We start from the raw sequence: 16,315 nt of genomic DNA on the forward strand, positions 1-16,315 counted from the left end.
TCATCTTTTCATCCGGCATCGACAGACGGTCGATTTGTCCTTCTTCCGCGAATACGGGGAAGAACGCGCCCGATACCTGTCATCCGATTCGAATAGGAGACGAGGGTACGTCAAAGCATTGTCAGCGGAAAGAGACGCGATCCCGTCGGCGTCTCCTGCGAGACGGTATTGAAGAGGCGGGGCAGGCTGTCGTCCTGTCCGGGATAGAGCCCTATCGCCACCGTGCCCGCGCCGAAGGCGTGAACGCAGTTGTGCTTGCGCTGTGACACCAGCACGTCTAGCTCGGCGATCAGCGCCTTCAGGCGCCCGGGCGACATCTCCTCGAGCCACCAGGACGGATCGAGCGTCTGCGGCAGCACCACCTTCTGGCGCAGGCCCAGGCGGCTGACGAAGGAGGAGAACGCCGCCGCGTCGTCCTCGGCCTTCTCGTACTGGTGGATCGTACTCACCACCGGCACGAGGGCATAGTCCTCGTAAGGCTTGAGGAAATCCCGTATCAGCGGGGCGTTCTCATCGGCGGCGCGGGCCATGGTGGCCTGGTTGGTCAGCGAGATGCCGAGCTTGGGACCCGCCGGCAATCCGAAATCGACGCTGTCGTCCATGGGATGAAAGCGCTCCGGGTAGCGCGTCAGCGTGACCTCCACCGGCAAATCGAGCTTCCACCGGTTGACGATGCGCTGCGACGTGAAGTCCCGGACGGAGAACGACGCGAGCGCCTGCGCGGCCCGCCGGATCTCCGGCGTTATCCACGACGTGTTCAGATTGGCGACGCCGATGTTGTAGATGTGACATTGCGCACCCCACGCAAGCGCGTCGTTCATGAAGGTCATGAACTTCGGCAGCATCGACAGGGTGCCAACCCCGCCGCCGCCCAGCACGATTCTCTCGGGCCGCAACAATCTGGCCTGATTGTAATTCCCGATGAAACTCGCCGCCTCGACAAATCGCCCAGTGAAAGCGGAGCGGGAGCTCAGCACATGAACCTCGTCCGAGGGGAATTTGTTGATGGCATCCAGCAAGCACAGCTCGTCGCCGAGATTGCCGAAACCGTAGGAACCAAGGAAAAGGGTTTTCAAGCCGGACGATCTCCTGTCGTTGGTCCGCTGCCACTCCCGCGATAGGACGGATATCCGACCGATACGCGGAAAAACGTTCCAGACGTCAACCTGCTCGATTGATCAGCCCGGGGCGGATATTAGTGTATCGACGGTCGAGATGCCAGCTTGCGCGGACTCCGCTTGTGGATTGATCGGACGGAGTGGAAACCGGCAGGCGCGATACCGCCGCGCCTGCCGGCTCGATGCGGGAGCGGGGAATTTACGCCGCCTGCGCCACGACGAACCGCGTCCGGACGCCGGCCATGACCGTCATCGAGGCGAGGCAGAGGACGACGCCGCTCATCAGGAACACGGTGCTCACGCCCGTCGTGTCGACGATCAGGCCGCCGGCCGCGGCACCGGTGGTGATCGCCAGATTGATCGCGGCGACGAGCAGGCCGCCGGCGGTTTCCGCCTCGTCCGGCACCGCGCGCGCGATCCATGTCGACCATGCCACCGGGATGGTGCCGAAGGCGAGGCCCCACAGCGCGACGACGACCGCGTCCGCCGCGACGTGGCCGCCGTACTGCCCCAGCACGAAGGCCAGGGACCCGATGAAGAGCGGCACCACGGCAAGCGTCAGCCGCAGGGAGCGCTGCAGCAGCCAGCCGCCGAGATAGTTGCCGAGAAAGGTGGCGATCCCGAATGCTAGGAGCATCATCGAGATGACCGTCACCTCCACATTCGTCACCGACTCGAGGAAGGGCCTGATATAGGTGAACATCGCCATGTGGCCGGAGAACACGAGCAGGGCGGCGACGAGGGCGATGGCGACGTGGCGGCGCGACAGCAGCTCGGCCAGCGTGCCGAATCGCGGCAGGCTCTGCGGGGGCATGCGCGGCAGGCTGACGAACTGGAAGATCAGCGTGATGAGGCCAAGGCCCGCCGCCGCCAGGAACACCCAGCGCCACCCCCAGAGATCGCCCAGATAGCTGCCGACGGGCGCGGCGAAGATCGTCGCGGCGGAAACGCCCGACACCACGATGGACAGGGCGCGGGGCACGGACTGCTCCGGAACGAGCCGCATCACGGTTGCCGTCGACAAGGCCCAGAAGCCGCCCAGCGCCATGCCGAGCAGGACGCGCCCGGCGAGCAGGAGCGGCAGGCTCGGCGCCACGGCGACCAGCAGATTCGACAGGATGAGCAGCAGCGAGAAGACCAGCAGCACGTTGCGCCGGTCGCTTCTGCGCGTCAGCACCGCGATCAGCAGGCTGCTGACGACACCCGTCACCGCGGTTGCCGTCACCGCCTGCCCCGCCATGCCCTCGGTGATGCCGAGATCGCGCGCCATCGGCGTCAGCATGCTCGCGGGCAGAAACTCCGCTCCGACGAGGCCGAAGACGCCCATGCCCATCGAGGCCACGGCCGCCCACGCCGGCGCGGGTTCGGACGCCTCCGCATTGCTCGTTGTTGTCGCATTACCCATATCCGGGTCCTTTCGCTGGCGCGCTTTCCGGCCGGAAAGCGCGCAAAGTGGGAGAACTCCGGACTGCGGTCCGGAGAACTGGACCCTGGCGATATGGGTAGCCATGCCGGACGATCCATGTCATTTTTGCCGGGTTATATGATCGATACTCCTGAAGTCGCGACGGAGCCCCGAGCCATGGATCTTGTGAGCGAGTTGTTGTCGGGCATGCGCCTTCGGGGTGCCAGCTACAGCAAGCTGCGTCTGGCGCCACCGTTCGGCATCGGCTTCGGCCCCGCGCCGAACGCCTATTTCCATTTCGTCTCGGCCGGGGAACTCTACCTGCGTCCGGCGGGCGGCGAGATGACAGCCAATGGCATGACGGCCAACGGCATGACGCCGCTGCGCTGCGGCGACGCCGTCCTGCTGCCGCGGGGCGACGGGCACGCGCTCGTTTCGGCGCATGGCGTCGCGATCCGCGCGTTCGATAGTTACAAGACCGTTCCGCTGTGCTCCCAGGTGTGCATGGTCGACGCCGTCACGCAAGACGCCCGTGACAGCGGCGAAGCCCTGATCTTCTCCGGCCGGCTGCAATTCGAGCTCGATACGCTGCACCCGCTGGTGGGCCTCATGCCGCAGGTGATGTCGGTCCGCGCCCTGCTGGGTCGGCAGCCGGAACTCGCGCCGCTGCTCGCGGCCATGGAGCGCGAGATGGCGACCGCGCGCGCCGGCGCGGCGGGCATTCTCGCCCGGCTCGCGGACGTCGTCGCCGCGAGCATCGTGCGCGGATGGGTCGAGTCCGGCTGCGGGGATGCGACCGGCTGGGTCGAGGCGATGCGGGACCCGCGTCTCGGGCGCGTCATCGCGGCGTTGCACCGCGACCCCGGCCGCGACTGGACCATCGCGGAAATGGCCGCGGAGATGGGCAGCTCGCGTTCGGTGTTCGCGGAGCGGTTCGTCGCGGTCACGGGGACCACGCCGTCGCGCTATCTGCTCTCGCTGCGGATGCGCCTTGCCGCCCGGTGGATCGGCTGCGAGGGGCTGTCCATCGATCAGGTCGCGCCGCGTCTCGGCTACGGCTCGCGCGCCGCGTTCAGCCGGGCCTACAAGCGCGCCACCGGGACGTCGCCGGGGCAGTTGCGCCGCGCCGGCGCGCCCGGCTGAGGCCGATGCTCACGGCCGGCGCGCTTTGCGGCCGATCAAAAGAAAGCGGTGAGAACCTATTACGTGAACACCGATAAGCCCGTATCATGCCGGAAGGGAGGCAGCCCAATGGTCGACCAGATCGCGAAGGTCCACGCGACGAAAACGCCCGAGAACCCGGCGCAGCGCGATGCCGGGGATCTGATCCGCACACAGGCGCATGCCGCCGGCAAGGAAGACGCCATCCGGCAAGTCGGGCAGCTTCTCGTCGCAGCGGGCCGCGCCGCGCCGGGCTACGAGGAGAGCATGGTGCGGCGGGAAGCCGTCGCGAATACATATCTGGGCGCCGGCGTCGCCATTCCGCACGGGCTCGGCGAGGACCGGGGCCTCGTGCGCCGCGACGGAATCGCGGTGCTGCAGATCCCGGAAGGGATCGAATGGAACCCCGGCCAGACCGCCCATCTCGTCGTCGGCATCGCCGCAACTTCCGACAGCCACATCGCCATCCTGCGCCGCCTGACGCGCCTGCTTCAGGACGAGGCGCGGCTCAGGGCGCTCTTCACCACGACCGACCCCGAAGCCATCGCCGCCGCGCTGCGGGGCGACGGCGAGGCCGAAACGCCCGCCGCCGGCCAGATGGCCGGGGATACGGCCGAGGACCTGGAGCAGCGGACCGAATGGACGGTCGATTACCCGCCCGGCCTGCATGCGCGCCCCGCCGCCGCCTGGGTGGAGGCGGCGAAGGCCTCGGGCGTGCCCATGCGCGTGCGCCACGGCGGGGAAACGGCCGATCCGCGCAGCCTGGTGTCGCTGCTGCAGCTTGGGCTCAGGGCGGGCGACACCATCGTGATCTCCGCCTCCGGCACAGGCGCGGCCGAGGCGCTGGCCCGGTTTCGCACCGTCGTCACCGGCCTGTCGGCACGCGAGAAGGCCGAGGCGGCGCGGGCCGCCGAAAAGGTGCGCGCGCCGCTGCGCGGCTGGAAGCCCGCCGGCAATCCGGCCGCGGTGGCGGGCGTGGCGGCGAGCCCCGGCCTCGCCATCGGCCGGGTGCATCTGCTCGCCGCGGCCGAGCGCGAGGTGCCCGACCGGCCGGTCGGCCTCATCGAGGGCGGCGCGCTGCTGAACGAGGCGCTGGTGCGCACCCGCGCCCGGATGAAGGCGCTGATCGACGACACGACGCGCCGGCTGGGGCCGGCCGATGCGAAAATCTTCGAAGCCCAGACGGCCCTCCTCGACGACACCGACCTCATTACCCTCACCTGCCAGCTCATGGTGGAGGGACACGGCGTCGCGTGGTCGTGGAACGAGGCCGTGAACCGGATCGCGGGGCAGTTGTCGGCGCTGGAGAATCCGGTGCTCGCCGCCCGTGCGGCCGACCTGCACGACGTCGGCCGGCGCGTACTGGGGCAGATCGACCCGGCGCTCGGCGACGGCTCGCCGGCGGACCTGCCGGACGAACCCTGCATTCTCGTCGCGCCGGACCTGTCGCCCTCCGACACGGCGGCGCTCGACACGTCGCGGGTCGCCGGGATCGCGACCGCGCTCGGCGGCCCGACGTCGCACAGCGCCATTCTGGCCCGCACCCTCGGCGTGCCGCTCGTGGTCGCGGGCGGGGCTGAGCTGCTGCGGCTCGCGGCGGACGCCACCGCGATCGTCGACGGCGACAACGGCCGCGTCTGGCTCGACCCCTCGGCCGAGGACCTCGCCTCGGCCCGCGCGTGGATCGCGACCCTCGCCGACAAGCGCGCCGCCGAGGCAGCGGAGCGCGGCAAGCCGGCGCGCACGCTCGACGGCCACACCATCGCCATCGGCGCGAACGTCAACCGGCCGGATCAGGTGCCGCTCGCCCTGTCGCAGGGCGCCGAGGGCGTCGGCCTGATGCGCACCGAGTTCCTGTTCCTGGAGCGCGGCGACAGCCCGACCGAGGACGAACAGTACGAGACCTATCGCGGCATGATCGCGGCGCTCGGCGGGCGCCCGCTCATCGTGCGCGCGCTCGACATCGGCGGCGACAAGCAGGTGCCGCACCTCGACCTGCCACGGGAGGAGAACCCCTTCCTCGGCGTGCGTGGCGCGCGGCTGCTGCTGCGCCGGCCGGACCTGCTCGACCCGCAGCTGCGCGCGCTCTACAGGGCGGCCAGGGACCGTCCTGCCAGGGACGGCGGCGACCTGTCGATCATGTTCCCGATGGTGACGTCCCTCCACGAACTCGTCGCGTTGCGCGAGCTATGCGGTTTCGTCCGCGCGGAACTCAACGCGCCCGAGGTGCCGATCGGCATCATGATCGAGGTGCCCGCCGCCGCCATCGAGGCACACGTGCTGGCGGCGCATGCGGATTTCTTTTCCATCGGCACGAACGATCTCACCCAGTATGCGTTGGCCATCGACCGCCAGAATCCGGAACTCGCGAGCGCGGCGGACAGCCTGCATCCCGCCGTGCTGCGCCTCATCGCCATGACGGTGGCGGGCGCGCGCCGGCACGAGCGCTGGGTGGGCGTGTGCGGCGGCATCGCGGGCGACCCGTTCGGGGCCATGCTGCTCATCGGGCTCGGCGTCAGCGAGCTGTCGATGACGCCGCGCGACATTCCGGCGGTCAAGGCCCGGATCCGCGGCGCGAAGCTCGAGGATCTGCAGGCGCTGGCCGCAAGCGCGCTGGAGGCGGAAACGCCCGCCGACGTGCGCAGGCTCGACAGGGGAGAAGACTGATGGGCGTCATCACGGTTACCTTCAATCCGGCCATCGACCAGACCGTCACGCTCGACCGGCTGGTGCCCGGCGAGGTCCACCGTCCCCGTTCGGTCCGGCAGGACGTGGGCGGCAAGGGCGTCAACGTCGCGAGCTGCCTCGCCGATTGGGGGGTGCCGGTCGCGGCGTTCGGCCTGCTCGGCGCCGACAACGCCGTGCCGTTCGAGACACTGTTCCGCATCAAGGGCGTCGAGGACCGCTTCCGGCGCGTTCCGGGTGCAACCCGGATCAACTTCAAGATCGTGGACGACGAGAACACCACCGACATCAACTTCGACGGACCGCCGGCCACCTCCGAGCGGATCGAGGCAGTCGCGGCGGAGGTGGAGGCGCTCGCCGGGGCGGGCACGCTCGTCGTGCTGGCGGGCAGCCTGCCTCCCGGATGCCCGGCCGATACCTATGCCGGGATCGTCGCCCGGCTCACGGCGAAGGGCGCGCGCGTGTTTCTCGACACCAGCGGCCCGCCGCTGGCGAAGGCGCTCGAAGGCGCTGTCCTGCCGCACTGCATCAAGCCGAACCGGCATGAGCTGGCCGACTGGGCCGGCACGCCGCTCGCCGACATCGGCGACGTCGTGCGGGCCGCGGCCGGTCTCCATGCGCGCGGCGTTTCGCTGGTGGTGGTGTCGATGGGCCCGCAGGGCGCCCTGTTCCTGTCGGACGAGGGCGCGCTCATCGCCCGGCGCACCGTGGACAACCTCGCCAGCACGGTGGGCGCCGGCGACGCCATGGTCGCCGGGATCGTGGCCGCCACCATCGAGGGCGCGGACCTCGCGCGCACTGCCCGTCTGGCGACGGCGTTCGCGGTGGGGAAGCTCGGCAAGGTCGGCCCCAACCTGCCCGACCCCGAGACGGTCCGCGCGCTGGCGGAAACGGTCGATCTCGTCTCGGCGGACATCGCGGACGCGGCTCATGGGGAACGCAGGAAATGAGCAGGATACTGGCCGTGATCGATGCGGGCGAGGCCGGCGTTGCCGGGGTTCTGGCCGGCGAGGCGCTGCGCAAGGCCGCCCGTGCCGGCGGCCGGCCGATCGACATCGAGGTGCGCACCGGACAGGGCGTGACGAATCCGCTGCCCGCCTACACCCCGCAGGAGGGAGACACGCTGCTGTTCGTCGGCCCTCTCGACGCCCCGGACTCCGGTTTCGGCGCGCGGCCCCACAAGCGCCTGACGCTGGAATCGGTGCTGGCCGATCCGGCGGCCGCCCTCGCCGGGACCGCGCCGGAGGGAGAGCAGCCGGAGGGAGAGCAGCCGGAGGGGGCGCAGCGAGGCGGCGACGGGCCGCGCATCGTCGCGGTGACCTCCTGCCCCACCGGCATCGCGCACACCTTCATGGCGGCAGAGGGGCTCCAGGCGGGCGCGCGGCAGCTCGGCTACGCCATCCGCGTCGAGACGCAGGGCTCGGTCGGGGCCGAAAACGCGCTCACGCCGCAGGAGATCGCCGCCGCCGACCTGGTACTGATCGCCGCCGACCGCGAGGTGGATCGCGCCCGCTTCAACGGCAAGCGCGTGTTCGCGACCGGTACCAAGCCCGCCATCACCGGCGGCGCGCGGCTGATCGAGCAGGCTTTCGCCGAAGCGAAGGTGCAGGGCGGCGAGGACGCGGCCCGCACCGAGGCCGCCCCCGCCGGCGGCACCGAGAAGGCCGGCCCCTACAAGCATCTGATGACCGGCGTCTCCTTCATGCTGCCCTTCGTGGTGGCGGGCGGCCTGCTCATCGCGCTTGCCTTCGCGCTGGGCGGCATCGATGCGGGCAGCGACGCGAATGCCGGCACGCTGGCACACGCCCTGTTCGAGATCGGCGCCAAGGGGGGCTTCGCCCTCATCGTGCCGGCGCTCGCGGGCTACATCGCCTATTCCATCGCCGACCGGCCGGGCATCGCGCCCGGCATGATCGGCGGCATGCTCGCCGCCGGTCTCGACGCGGGCTTCCTCGGCGGCATCGTCGCCGGCTTCATCGCCGGCTATGGCGTGTACTGGCTCAACCGGCTGATACAACTGCCGAAGAACCTGCAGGGGCTGAAGCCGGTCCTGATCCTGCCGCTGCTCGGCACGCTGCTGACCGGCCTGCTGATGATCTACGCCGTGGGCGCGCCGGTGGCGGCGATCCTGACCTTCCTCACGGACTGGCTGCGCAGCATGCAGGGATCGAGCGCCGTGTTCCTCGGCCTTCTGATCGGCGCGATGATGGCCTTCGACATGGGCGGGCCGGTGAACAAGGCGAGCTATGCGTTCTCGACCGCGCTCATCGCCAGCCACATCTACACGCCGATGGCGGCCGCCATGGCGGCGGGCATGACGCCGCCGCTCGCCATCGCGCTGGCGACGCGCCTGTTCCGCAACCGCTTCACGCCGGACGAGCGCGAGGCCGCGCCCGCCGCGGCGGTGCTCGGCCTCGCCTTCGTGACGGAAGGCGCGATCCCCTTCGCAGCGCGCGACCCCTTCCGGGTCATCCCGGCGCTGATGGTGGGATCGGCGCTCGCGGGCGCGATCTCGATGGCTGCGGGCGTCGAGCTCAGAGTGCCGCACGGCGGCGTCTTCGTGCTGCCCATTCCGGGGGCGGTCACGCATCTGGCGATCTACGCCCTCGCCCTTGTCGCGGGCACGGTCGCGAGCGCGCTCATCCTCGGCCTGCTCAAGCGGCCGGTGGCCGCGAGCGGGACAGAAGCATCGACGGGGCCGCCGCCCGCCGAGCTGTCCGGTGAGAAATACGCCGCGGGCTCATGAGTCCGAGCGCAGATGCGCCACGAGGCTGCGCGCGGGCGGGGTCAAGTCCGCGTCGCCGCGGATGCAGATGGACAGCCGCCGCGTCGCCCACGCGTCGGCGAGGCGGATGACGGCAAGCCGCGCGGACCGCCGGCAGCGGCGCGCCGCCGCCTCGGGCACGATGCCGATGCCCGCGCCCTCGCCCGCCATCCGGCAGATGCCGTCGAAGGTGCGCACCTTCACACGCAGCCTCAGCCGCATGCCGATCGCCGCCGCGTGGGCGTCGATGTGTGCCTGCAGGGCGCCCGCCGCCAGGCCGATGAAATACTGGTCCGCGAGATCGGCGAAACGGACCTGCTTCCTGGCCGCCAGGATATGGTCACGCGCCGTCACCACGGTCAGACGGTCGACCGCGAAGGGCAGCAGCTGCAGGCCGCCCGTATCGACCGCATGCGACAGGATGCCGATCTCGACGAACCCCGCGGCGACGCTTCTGGCAATCTCGGTGCTTTGCCGCTCCCTGAGCTCGACGTCGACCCGCGGGTGCGCCGCCATCCATGGCGCGAGCCGCTCAGGCAGGAACTCGGCGATGGCGGCCGTGTTGGCGAGAATGCGGATGGTCGCGCGAAGGCCTTTCGCATGTTCGCCGAGCTCTCCGCGCATCTGCGCCATCTGGTGCAGGATGAGGCGTGCGTGATGGGCGAGCGCCTCCCCGGCCTCGGTCAGCGTGACCCCGCGCCGCCCGCGCTCCAGCAGGGCGACCCCGCCGTCGGCCTCCATGTCGCGCAGGCGCTCGCTCGCCGCCGGCAGCGACAGGCCCGCCTCCGCCGCGCCGTGCGTGATGCTGCCCGCATCGACGACGGCGAGAAACAGGCGAAGGTCGGTCAGGTCGAAGCGCATGCCGCGACGATATCGGATAACGAGCCTTCGGGCCAGCCGAAGCCATGCTGCGGATGATCCGCATTGCCGGCGCGGCCGGATGGTGTACCCGGAGAACATGTTCGATGCTCCGATAACGCTCCTCGCGGTCGCCGCGACCTTCTTCGCCGCCGGTCTCGTCAAGGGCGTCACCGGCATGGGCCTGCCGACGGTGGCGATGGGCGTGCTCGGCGCGCTCGTCTCGCCGCTTGCCGCGGCGAGCCTGCTGATCGTCCCGTCCTTCGTGACCAATGTCTGGCAGCTTGTCGCGGGCCCGGGCCCCGGCGCGCTCGTCCGCAGGCTCTGGCCGATGATGCTCGCGATCGTCGCGGGAACGGTCCTGGGTTCGTCCTGGCTGACGCGCGGCGATACGCGCCTCACCACGGCGGCGCTCGGGGCGGCGCTGGTGATCTATTCCGGATATGGCCTCCTCGGCCGCCGGCTTCGCGTGCCGGCGCGGATGGAGCCGTGGCTGTCGCCCCTCGTCGGCGCCGCGACGGGCGCGGTCACGGGCGGCACCGGCGTGTTCGTCATTCCCGCCGTGCCCTATCTCCAGGCGCTGGGGCTGGAGAAGGACGACCTGGTGCAGGCGCTCGGCCTGTCCTTCACCGTGTCCACCATCGCGCTGGCGGCAGGGCTCACTTGGCGCGGCGCCGTGCGGACGGACGATCTTGCGCTGTCGATTCTCGCCGTCCTGCCCGCTCTCGGCGGCATGTGGGCCGGGCAGATCGTCCGGCGCGCCGTCACGCCCGCCGTCTTCCAGCGCTGGTTCCTGATCTGCCTCCTGCTGCTCGGGGCGGAAATGGTGTCGAGGCTGGCCGTTTGAGCCAGGGTCCCTACGGTCAAGCAAACGTGAACATGAACGGATCCGCGAAATCGGCTATAAATGAGGGCCGTGACCGGGCCCGCAGGGCCTGTCCATGCTGGCTTGGTATGCATGGCCCGGCGCAGACGGAGGCGGACATGCTCACGAAGCGGACGTTGCTGTTGAGTGGTGCCGCAGGCATCGCGGGAGTGACACTTGCCGGATTGTGGCGCCAGGGCGACGGCGCCACACACGCCGCCGGCACCACGCATGCCGCCGGCACTTTCGAGGTGACGCACAGCGAGGACGAATGGCGCCGGCTGCTGACGTCGGACCAATACGCGGTGCTGCGGGAGGACGCCACGGAGCGGCCGTTCACCAGTCCCCTGCTCGACGAGCATCGGCCGGGGGTGTTCGGCTGCGCGGGTTGCGACCGCGAGCTGTTCTCCTCCACGACGAAATTCGACAGCCGGACCGGCTGGCCGAGCTTCTGGGCGCCGCTTGAGGGAGCGGTCGGCGAAACGCACGACACCTCCTTCGGCATGGTGCGCACCGCCGTGCATTGCGCCCGCTGCGGCGGCCATCTCGGCCATGTCTTCGACGACGGCCCGCCGCCGACGGGACTGCGCTACTGCATGAACGGCGTCGCCCTGACATTCAAGCCGGCTCAGACGTGACAATGCGAGCCTGAGGACGGATCGGAGCGATGCTGCTCATTCTCGTGGCCTATCTCGGCGGGTTGCTCACCATCGTCAGCCCCTGCATCCTTCCGGTGTTGCCCTTCGTCTTCACGCGGGCGGACCGCCCGTTCGCACGCGCCGGCCTGCCGCTGCTCGCCGGCATGGCGCTCGCCTTCGCGGCCGTCGCTTCCCTTGCCGCCCTCGCCGGCGAATGGGTGGTCGCGGCCAATGAATACGGCCGTCTGGCCGCCATGGCGCTTCTGGCGCTGTTCGGACTGGCGCTGCTGTTCCCGGCCCTTGCGGATCGGCTGGCGCAGCCGTTCGTGACGCTGGGCGCGCGGCTGTCACGGACGGCGCAGGCCGGGGCCGACGGCGAACCTTCCGTTGTCTCGTCGGCGATGCTCGGCGTCGCCACGGGCCTGCTGTGGGCGCCCTGCGCCGGCCCCATCCTGGGGCTGATTCTCACCGGCGCGGCCATCAACGGCGCCAACGTGCAGACATCCATGCTGCTGCTGGCCTACGCTGCGGGCGCGGCGACGTCGCTCGCGCTCGCCCTCCTCGTCGGCGGGCGCGTGTTCGCGGCGATGAAGCGTTCGCTGGGCGCCGGAGAATGGATCAGGCGCGGGCTGGGCGCGGCGGTCGTCGCGGGCGTGGGCGCCATCGCGCTGGGGCTCGATACGGGCTTCCTCGCGCGGGTCTCGCTGGCGAGCACGACGTCGATCGAGCAGGGCCTGCTCGACCGGTTCCCTCCCCCGGCCGACGCCACGGCCGGCCGGCAGCCGCCCGGCGCATCGGAGAGCGCGGCATCCGTCGTCATGTCGGGCGGCCCGGCCATGATGGCGGGCGGATCGGCGATGATGACGGGTGGATCGGCGATGATGATGCAGGCCGCGCCGGCGCAGACGCAGACCGATCTGCCGGTCGAGGGCACGTTTCCGTCGCTGGTGGGCGCCGTCGGCTGGCTCAACACGCCGCCGCTCTCCGTCGAAGCCTTGAAGGGCAAGGTAGTGCTCGTCGATTTCTGGACCTATTCCTGCATCAATTGCCTGCGCGCCATCCCTTATGTCCGCGCCTGGGCCGAGAAGTACGAGGAGCAGGGCCTCGTCGTGATCGGCGTGCATACGCCGGAATTCGCCTTCGAAAAGAACGTCGACAACGTCCGCAACGCGGTCGCCGACCTGAAGATCGGCTATCCGGTGGCCATCGACAACAACTACGCCGTCTGGCGCGCCTTCGGCAACAGATACTGGCCGGCGCACTATTTCATCGACGCGCAGGGGCGCATCCGCCATCATCACTTCGGCGAGGGCGACTACGAGCAATCCGAGAGGGTCATCCGGCAATTGCTGGCGGAAGCCGGCGCGAAGGACGTCGCGGACGACTACGTCGCCGTCTCCGCGACAGGCGCCGAGGCGCCGGCGAACCTGGCCGATGTCCGCTCGCCCGAGACCTATATCGGCTATGAGCGCGCGGAGAACTTCGTCTCTCCCGGCGGCGCGGCGCACGACGCGGCGCGTGCCTATGAGCCCGGCGCGCCGCGCCTGAACGAATGGGGGCTCGCCGGCCGGTGGACAGTCGGCAAGGAGCATGCGGAACTCGACGCCGCGGACGGCGGCATCGTCTTCCTCTTCCACGCGCGCGACCTGCACCTCGTGCTGGGTCCGGGCGCGGACGGCAAGCCCGTGCGCTTCCGCGTCACCATCGACGGCAAGCCGCCCGGCGACGACCACGGCGTCGATACGGACGCGAACGGACAAGGCATTGTCACGGGAGAGCGGCTCTACCAGCTCGTGCGCCAGCAGGGAGCGGTCCGCGAGCGCACATTCGAGATCCGCTTCCTCGATCCCGGCGTGCAGGCCTTCGCCTTCACGTTCGGCTAGTATCAAACCAAAATAGGTACCGTTTTTGAGATCGATTTGATGCGTCAACAAGAAGATAGCGCGGCGGCGTCGATTCAGATTTCTGCCCGCCGGCCTGAAACCGGAGAACATCCATGTCATCGGCGCTGCATTTCTCGATTTCACGCCTCGCGAGATGGCGTTTGCACGCGGCCGCGCTCGTCATCGCGGCCGCGGTCATGACCGTTCTGGCGGGCGTTTCGCCCTCAAAGAGCCAGGAAGGCATCGCCATTCCGGCGCCGGCGCGCGACGCGCAGGCCGCCGGCGGCACGGCCGTCGCGGTTCTTGCCGGCGGCTGCTTCTGGGGCGTGCAGGGGGTCTTCCAGCACGTCGACGGCGTGCTCAATGCGGTGTCCGGCTATGCCGGCGGCGACAGCTCGACGGCACAGTACGAAGCCGTGGGCACGGGCCGCACCGGCCACGCCGAGGCCGTTGAGATCTCCTTCGATCCGGCCAGGATCAGCTACGGCCGCATCCTGCAGATCTTCTTCTCGGTCGCCCACGATCCGACCCAGCTCAACAGGCAGGGGCCTGACGTGGGTACGCAATACCGCACCGCGATCTTTCCGCAGGACGAGGAGCAGGCGGCCATTGCGAAGGACTACATCGCGCAGCTCAATCAGGCGCGGGTCTACGATGCCGCCATCGTCACGCGGATCGAGCGCGACCGGCCGTTCTTCCCGGCCGAGGCCTATCATCAGGATTTCATGACGCGGAACCCGACATATCCCTATATCGTCTACAACGACCTGCCGAAGGTCGAGAATCTGAAGCGGCTTTTCCCGGAGCGTTATCGCGAGAAGCCGGTGCTGGTCTCGCAGACGCGCGCGGTCAATTGAGGCCCGCTCTCAGTCACACTGGGCGATCGTGATTTCCCGGCTCTTGGCGCGCGAGCAGCAGATGATGATGTTGTCGTCCCATTCGTCGTCGAACAGCACCAGATCCCGGTGGTCCGCTTCGCCCTCGATCAGCTTCATGCGGCAGGTGCCGCAGGTGCCCGCCCCGCACGAACTGGCGACCGCATGGCCCGCCTCTTCCAGAACCTGCAGGATCGTCTTGTCCGCGGGCACGAAATGGCGTGTTCCGGCCGATGCGAAATTGACCCAGAAGCCGTCCTCCCCGTCGGACGCGGTGGCAACGGCGGCACTGCCGAAATCCTCGAAATGGACGCTGCCGCGCGGCCAATGGGCGGTGGCGGAGCGGATCGCATGCAGCAGGCCGGCCGGCCCGCAGGCGTATATGGCGTGCCCCTGGAGACAGCCGACGCGGCCGGTCAGATCGTAGGCCCTGGCAAGATCGCCCCCGTCGAGGTGCACGGTCAGGTCTTCCTCGGGAACCAGGCTCTCCAGGGCGTCGACATAGGCCAGCGCCTCGCGGTCGCGGCCGAGGTAGAGGACGCGGAAGGGCGTGTTGCGCCGGCGCAGACTGCGCGCCATGGCGAGGATCGGCGTCACGCCGATGCCGCCGGCGATCAGCAGCACCCGGGCATCGTCGGCCAGCATCTCGAAATCGTTGTGCGGCGCCGATACGCGCAGGACATCGCCCTCCGCGACCCGATCCGTCAAGGCGCGCGAACCGCCGCGGCCTTCGGGCTCGCGCTTGACGGCAATGGCGTAGGACGCAAGCTCCTCGGGATCCGAGCACAGCGAATATTGCCGGGTCTCGCCCTCCGCGACCGCGACATGGATATGCGCGCCGGCCGTGAAGGGGGGAAGCGCGGTGCCATCGGCGCGGGCGAGGACGAATTCGGTGATGTCGGAGGCAACCTGACGCCGGCCGGTGACGATGACATCGAAAAGTTCCATGGCGGCCCTCAGACGGACAGCGCGCGCCGCGCCCGGCGCGCGAGATAATCGAAGTTGATGGTGAACTGCTCCTGTTTCCCGAGGCTGTCCTTCAGCGCCGCGATGTCCTCTTCGGGAAACAGGCTCGCCGAGCCGCTCGTGGCTTCCGCAGCCAGCTGTATCTGCGCCGCGTTCTCGAGCATGATCGCGCCGATGATGCATTCCTCCAGGGTCGATCCGGTGCAGGCGATGCCGTGGTGCTTCATCAGGACGGCGCGGTTGCCGCCCAGCGCGTCCGCCAGCGCCTTGCCCTGCTCGGGCTTGCGGATCAGGGTGATCGTCTCCTCGAAGAGGCCGAGGCTGCCGTGAAACAGCGCCGCCGGCTGGCTGACCGGGCGCAGCGGCCGGCCGGTGGCGCTGAGCGCCACGCAATAGGTCGGATGGGTGTGCAGCACGGCGTTGACGTCGGGCCGCGCCTTGAGGATCTCGGTGTGGATGAAGACTTCCGAGTGGCGCCTCGCAGTGCCCGAGACCACGTTGCCATCAAGGTCGCAGATCAGCAGGTCTTCGGCGACGAGCTCATCCAGCCCGACCGAATGCGGCTTCATCAGGAAATGGTCCGGATTGTCCGGCAGGCGCACGGCCATGTGGCCGCGGGTCAGGTCATCCTGGCCGTTCTGCACCAGGATATGGCCGGAGATCACGATCTTTTCACGAAGGTCCCGATGGTTCATGTCATTGATCCTGTACGATCAGGTCGGGCTGGCCGACCTTGCGATATTCGTTGTCGAGAAGGCGCACCAGCTTGACGACGGTGTATCCCAAGCCGTTCGCGAGGTCCTCGACCATGGCGCGCGACAGCTTCATCCGCATCCAGCCGAGGCCGTCGTTGTAGAGGCCGAGGTCGATCGCGCGGCGTGTCGGGTCGATGCCCGTCGACCACAGCAGATTGTCGAGCTCGATCAGCGTGTCGCTCTCGGGCTCGAAGGATCCGCTGAAGGCCGGGGTCATCTGCGCCCGCAGCGCGATCAGCTCCCGGATCAGCGCGCTGACTTGCTGGGCGTCCAGGGCCTCGTCGCCCAGCAGCACATGCTGGCGGTCTTCGGTCAGCTCGGTATGGGGCATTATTCTCTCCC

At 69.5% G+C, this 16,315-nt stretch carries 14 protein-coding genes; 8 read left to right on the top strand and 6 right to left on the bottom strand.

The window, feature by feature from the left end:
- Positions 1–110 precede the first annotated feature (110 nt).
- Entirely contained in the window at positions 111–1,076 is a 966-nt protein-coding gene (locus ACUSIJ_RS24105; protein ID WP_449310974.1) for a polysaccharide pyruvyl transferase family protein, read from the bottom strand.
- 241 nt (positions 1,077–1,317) lie between these two features.
- Positions 1,318–2,523 (bottom strand): MFS transporter, encoded by a 1,206-nt coding sequence (locus tag ACUSIJ_RS24110; protein WP_449310975.1) that lies wholly within the window; start codon positions 2,521–2,523, stop codon positions 1,318–1,320.
- Positions 2,524–2,700: 177 nt separating this feature from the next.
- On the opposite strand from ACUSIJ_RS24110, the gene ACUSIJ_RS24115 reads away from it, so the two are divergent.
- From ACUSIJ_RS24115 to ACUSIJ_RS24130, 4 genes are all read left to right on the top strand, one after another.
- Positions 2,701–3,666, top strand: coding sequence for a cupin domain-containing protein (locus ACUSIJ_RS24115; RefSeq protein WP_449310976.1), 966 nt, complete (start codon positions 2,701–2,703; stop codon positions 3,664–3,666).
- Positions 3,667–3,774: 108 nt separating this feature from the next.
- The gene (gene ptsP / locus ACUSIJ_RS24120; RefSeq protein WP_449310977.1) at positions 3,775–6,351 is read left to right on the top strand and encodes a phosphoenolpyruvate--protein phosphotransferase; all 2,577 of its coding nucleotides are present in this window, start codon (positions 3,775–3,777) and stop codon (positions 6,349–6,351) included.
- Positions 6,351–7,319, top strand: a complete 969-nt coding sequence (pfkB, locus tag ACUSIJ_RS24125) for a 1-phosphofructokinase (protein WP_449310978.1) — start codon at positions 6,351–6,353, stop codon at positions 7,317–7,319. Before ptsP ends, pfkB begins: the two co-directional genes overlap by 1 nt.
- A complete protein-coding gene (locus tag ACUSIJ_RS24130) occupies positions 7,316–9,115 on the top strand; it encodes a PTS fructose transporter subunit IIC (protein WP_449310979.1) in 1,800 nt (599 codons plus the stop codon). Before pfkB ends, ACUSIJ_RS24130 begins: the two co-directional genes overlap by 4 nt.
- On the opposite strand, the gene ACUSIJ_RS24135 is transcribed toward ACUSIJ_RS24130, so the two are convergent.
- A complete protein-coding gene (locus ACUSIJ_RS24135) occupies positions 9,110–9,994 on the bottom strand; it encodes a LysR family transcriptional regulator (RefSeq protein ID WP_449310980.1) in 885 nt (294 codons plus the stop codon). The two genes, ACUSIJ_RS24130 and ACUSIJ_RS24135, sit on opposite strands and share 6 nt — an antisense overlap.
- Before the next feature lie 97 nt (positions 9,995–10,091).
- Between ACUSIJ_RS24135 and ACUSIJ_RS24140 the strand changes: the two genes are divergently transcribed.
- The 4 genes from ACUSIJ_RS24140 to msrA all read left to right on the top strand — a co-directional run bounded on the left by ACUSIJ_RS24140 (position 10,092) and on the right by msrA (position 14,234).
- Positions 10,092–10,838 (top strand): sulfite exporter TauE/SafE family protein, encoded by a 747-nt coding sequence (locus ACUSIJ_RS24140; RefSeq protein ID WP_449310981.1) that lies wholly within the window; start codon positions 10,092–10,094, stop codon positions 10,836–10,838.
- 137 nt (positions 10,839–10,975) lie between these two features.
- Positions 10,976–11,494 (top strand): peptide-methionine (R)-S-oxide reductase MsrB, encoded by a 519-nt coding sequence (gene msrB / locus ACUSIJ_RS24145; protein ID WP_449310982.1) that lies wholly within the window; start codon positions 10,976–10,978, stop codon positions 11,492–11,494.
- Between the two features lie 29 nt (positions 11,495–11,523).
- On the top strand, positions 11,524–13,377 hold the full coding sequence (locus ACUSIJ_RS24150) for a cytochrome c biogenesis protein DipZ (protein WP_449310983.1): 1,854 nt from the start codon (positions 11,524–11,526) through the stop codon (positions 13,375–13,377).
- 113 nt (positions 13,378–13,490) lie between these two features.
- Entirely contained in the window at positions 13,491–14,234 is a 744-nt protein-coding gene (msrA, locus tag ACUSIJ_RS24155; RefSeq protein WP_449310984.1) for a peptide-methionine (S)-S-oxide reductase MsrA, read from the top strand.
- A 9-nt stretch (positions 14,235–14,243) separates the two neighbouring features.
- On the opposite strand, the gene ACUSIJ_RS24160 is transcribed toward msrA, so the two are convergent.
- Genes ACUSIJ_RS24160 through ACUSIJ_RS24170 form a run of 3 tightly spaced genes read right to left on the bottom strand, consistent with a single transcriptional unit; the run spans position 14,244 to position 16,304 of the window.
- On the bottom strand, positions 14,244–15,200 hold the full coding sequence (locus ACUSIJ_RS24160) for a PDR/VanB family oxidoreductase (protein WP_449310985.1): 957 nt from the start codon (positions 15,198–15,200) through the stop codon (positions 14,244–14,246).
- 8 nt (positions 15,201–15,208) lie between these two features.
- The gene (locus ACUSIJ_RS24165) at positions 15,209–15,913 is read right to left on the bottom strand and encodes a class II aldolase/adducin family protein (RefSeq protein ID WP_449310986.1); all 705 of its coding nucleotides are present in this window, start codon (positions 15,911–15,913) and stop codon (positions 15,209–15,211) included.
- 1 nt (position 15,914) lies between these two features.
- Positions 15,915–16,304 (bottom strand): hypothetical protein, encoded by a 390-nt coding sequence (locus ACUSIJ_RS24170; protein ID WP_449310987.1) that lies wholly within the window; start codon positions 16,302–16,304, stop codon positions 15,915–15,917.
- Positions 16,305–16,315 lie beyond the last annotated feature (11 nt).

The organism is Pseudochelatococcus sp. B33, from assembly GCF_053570585.1.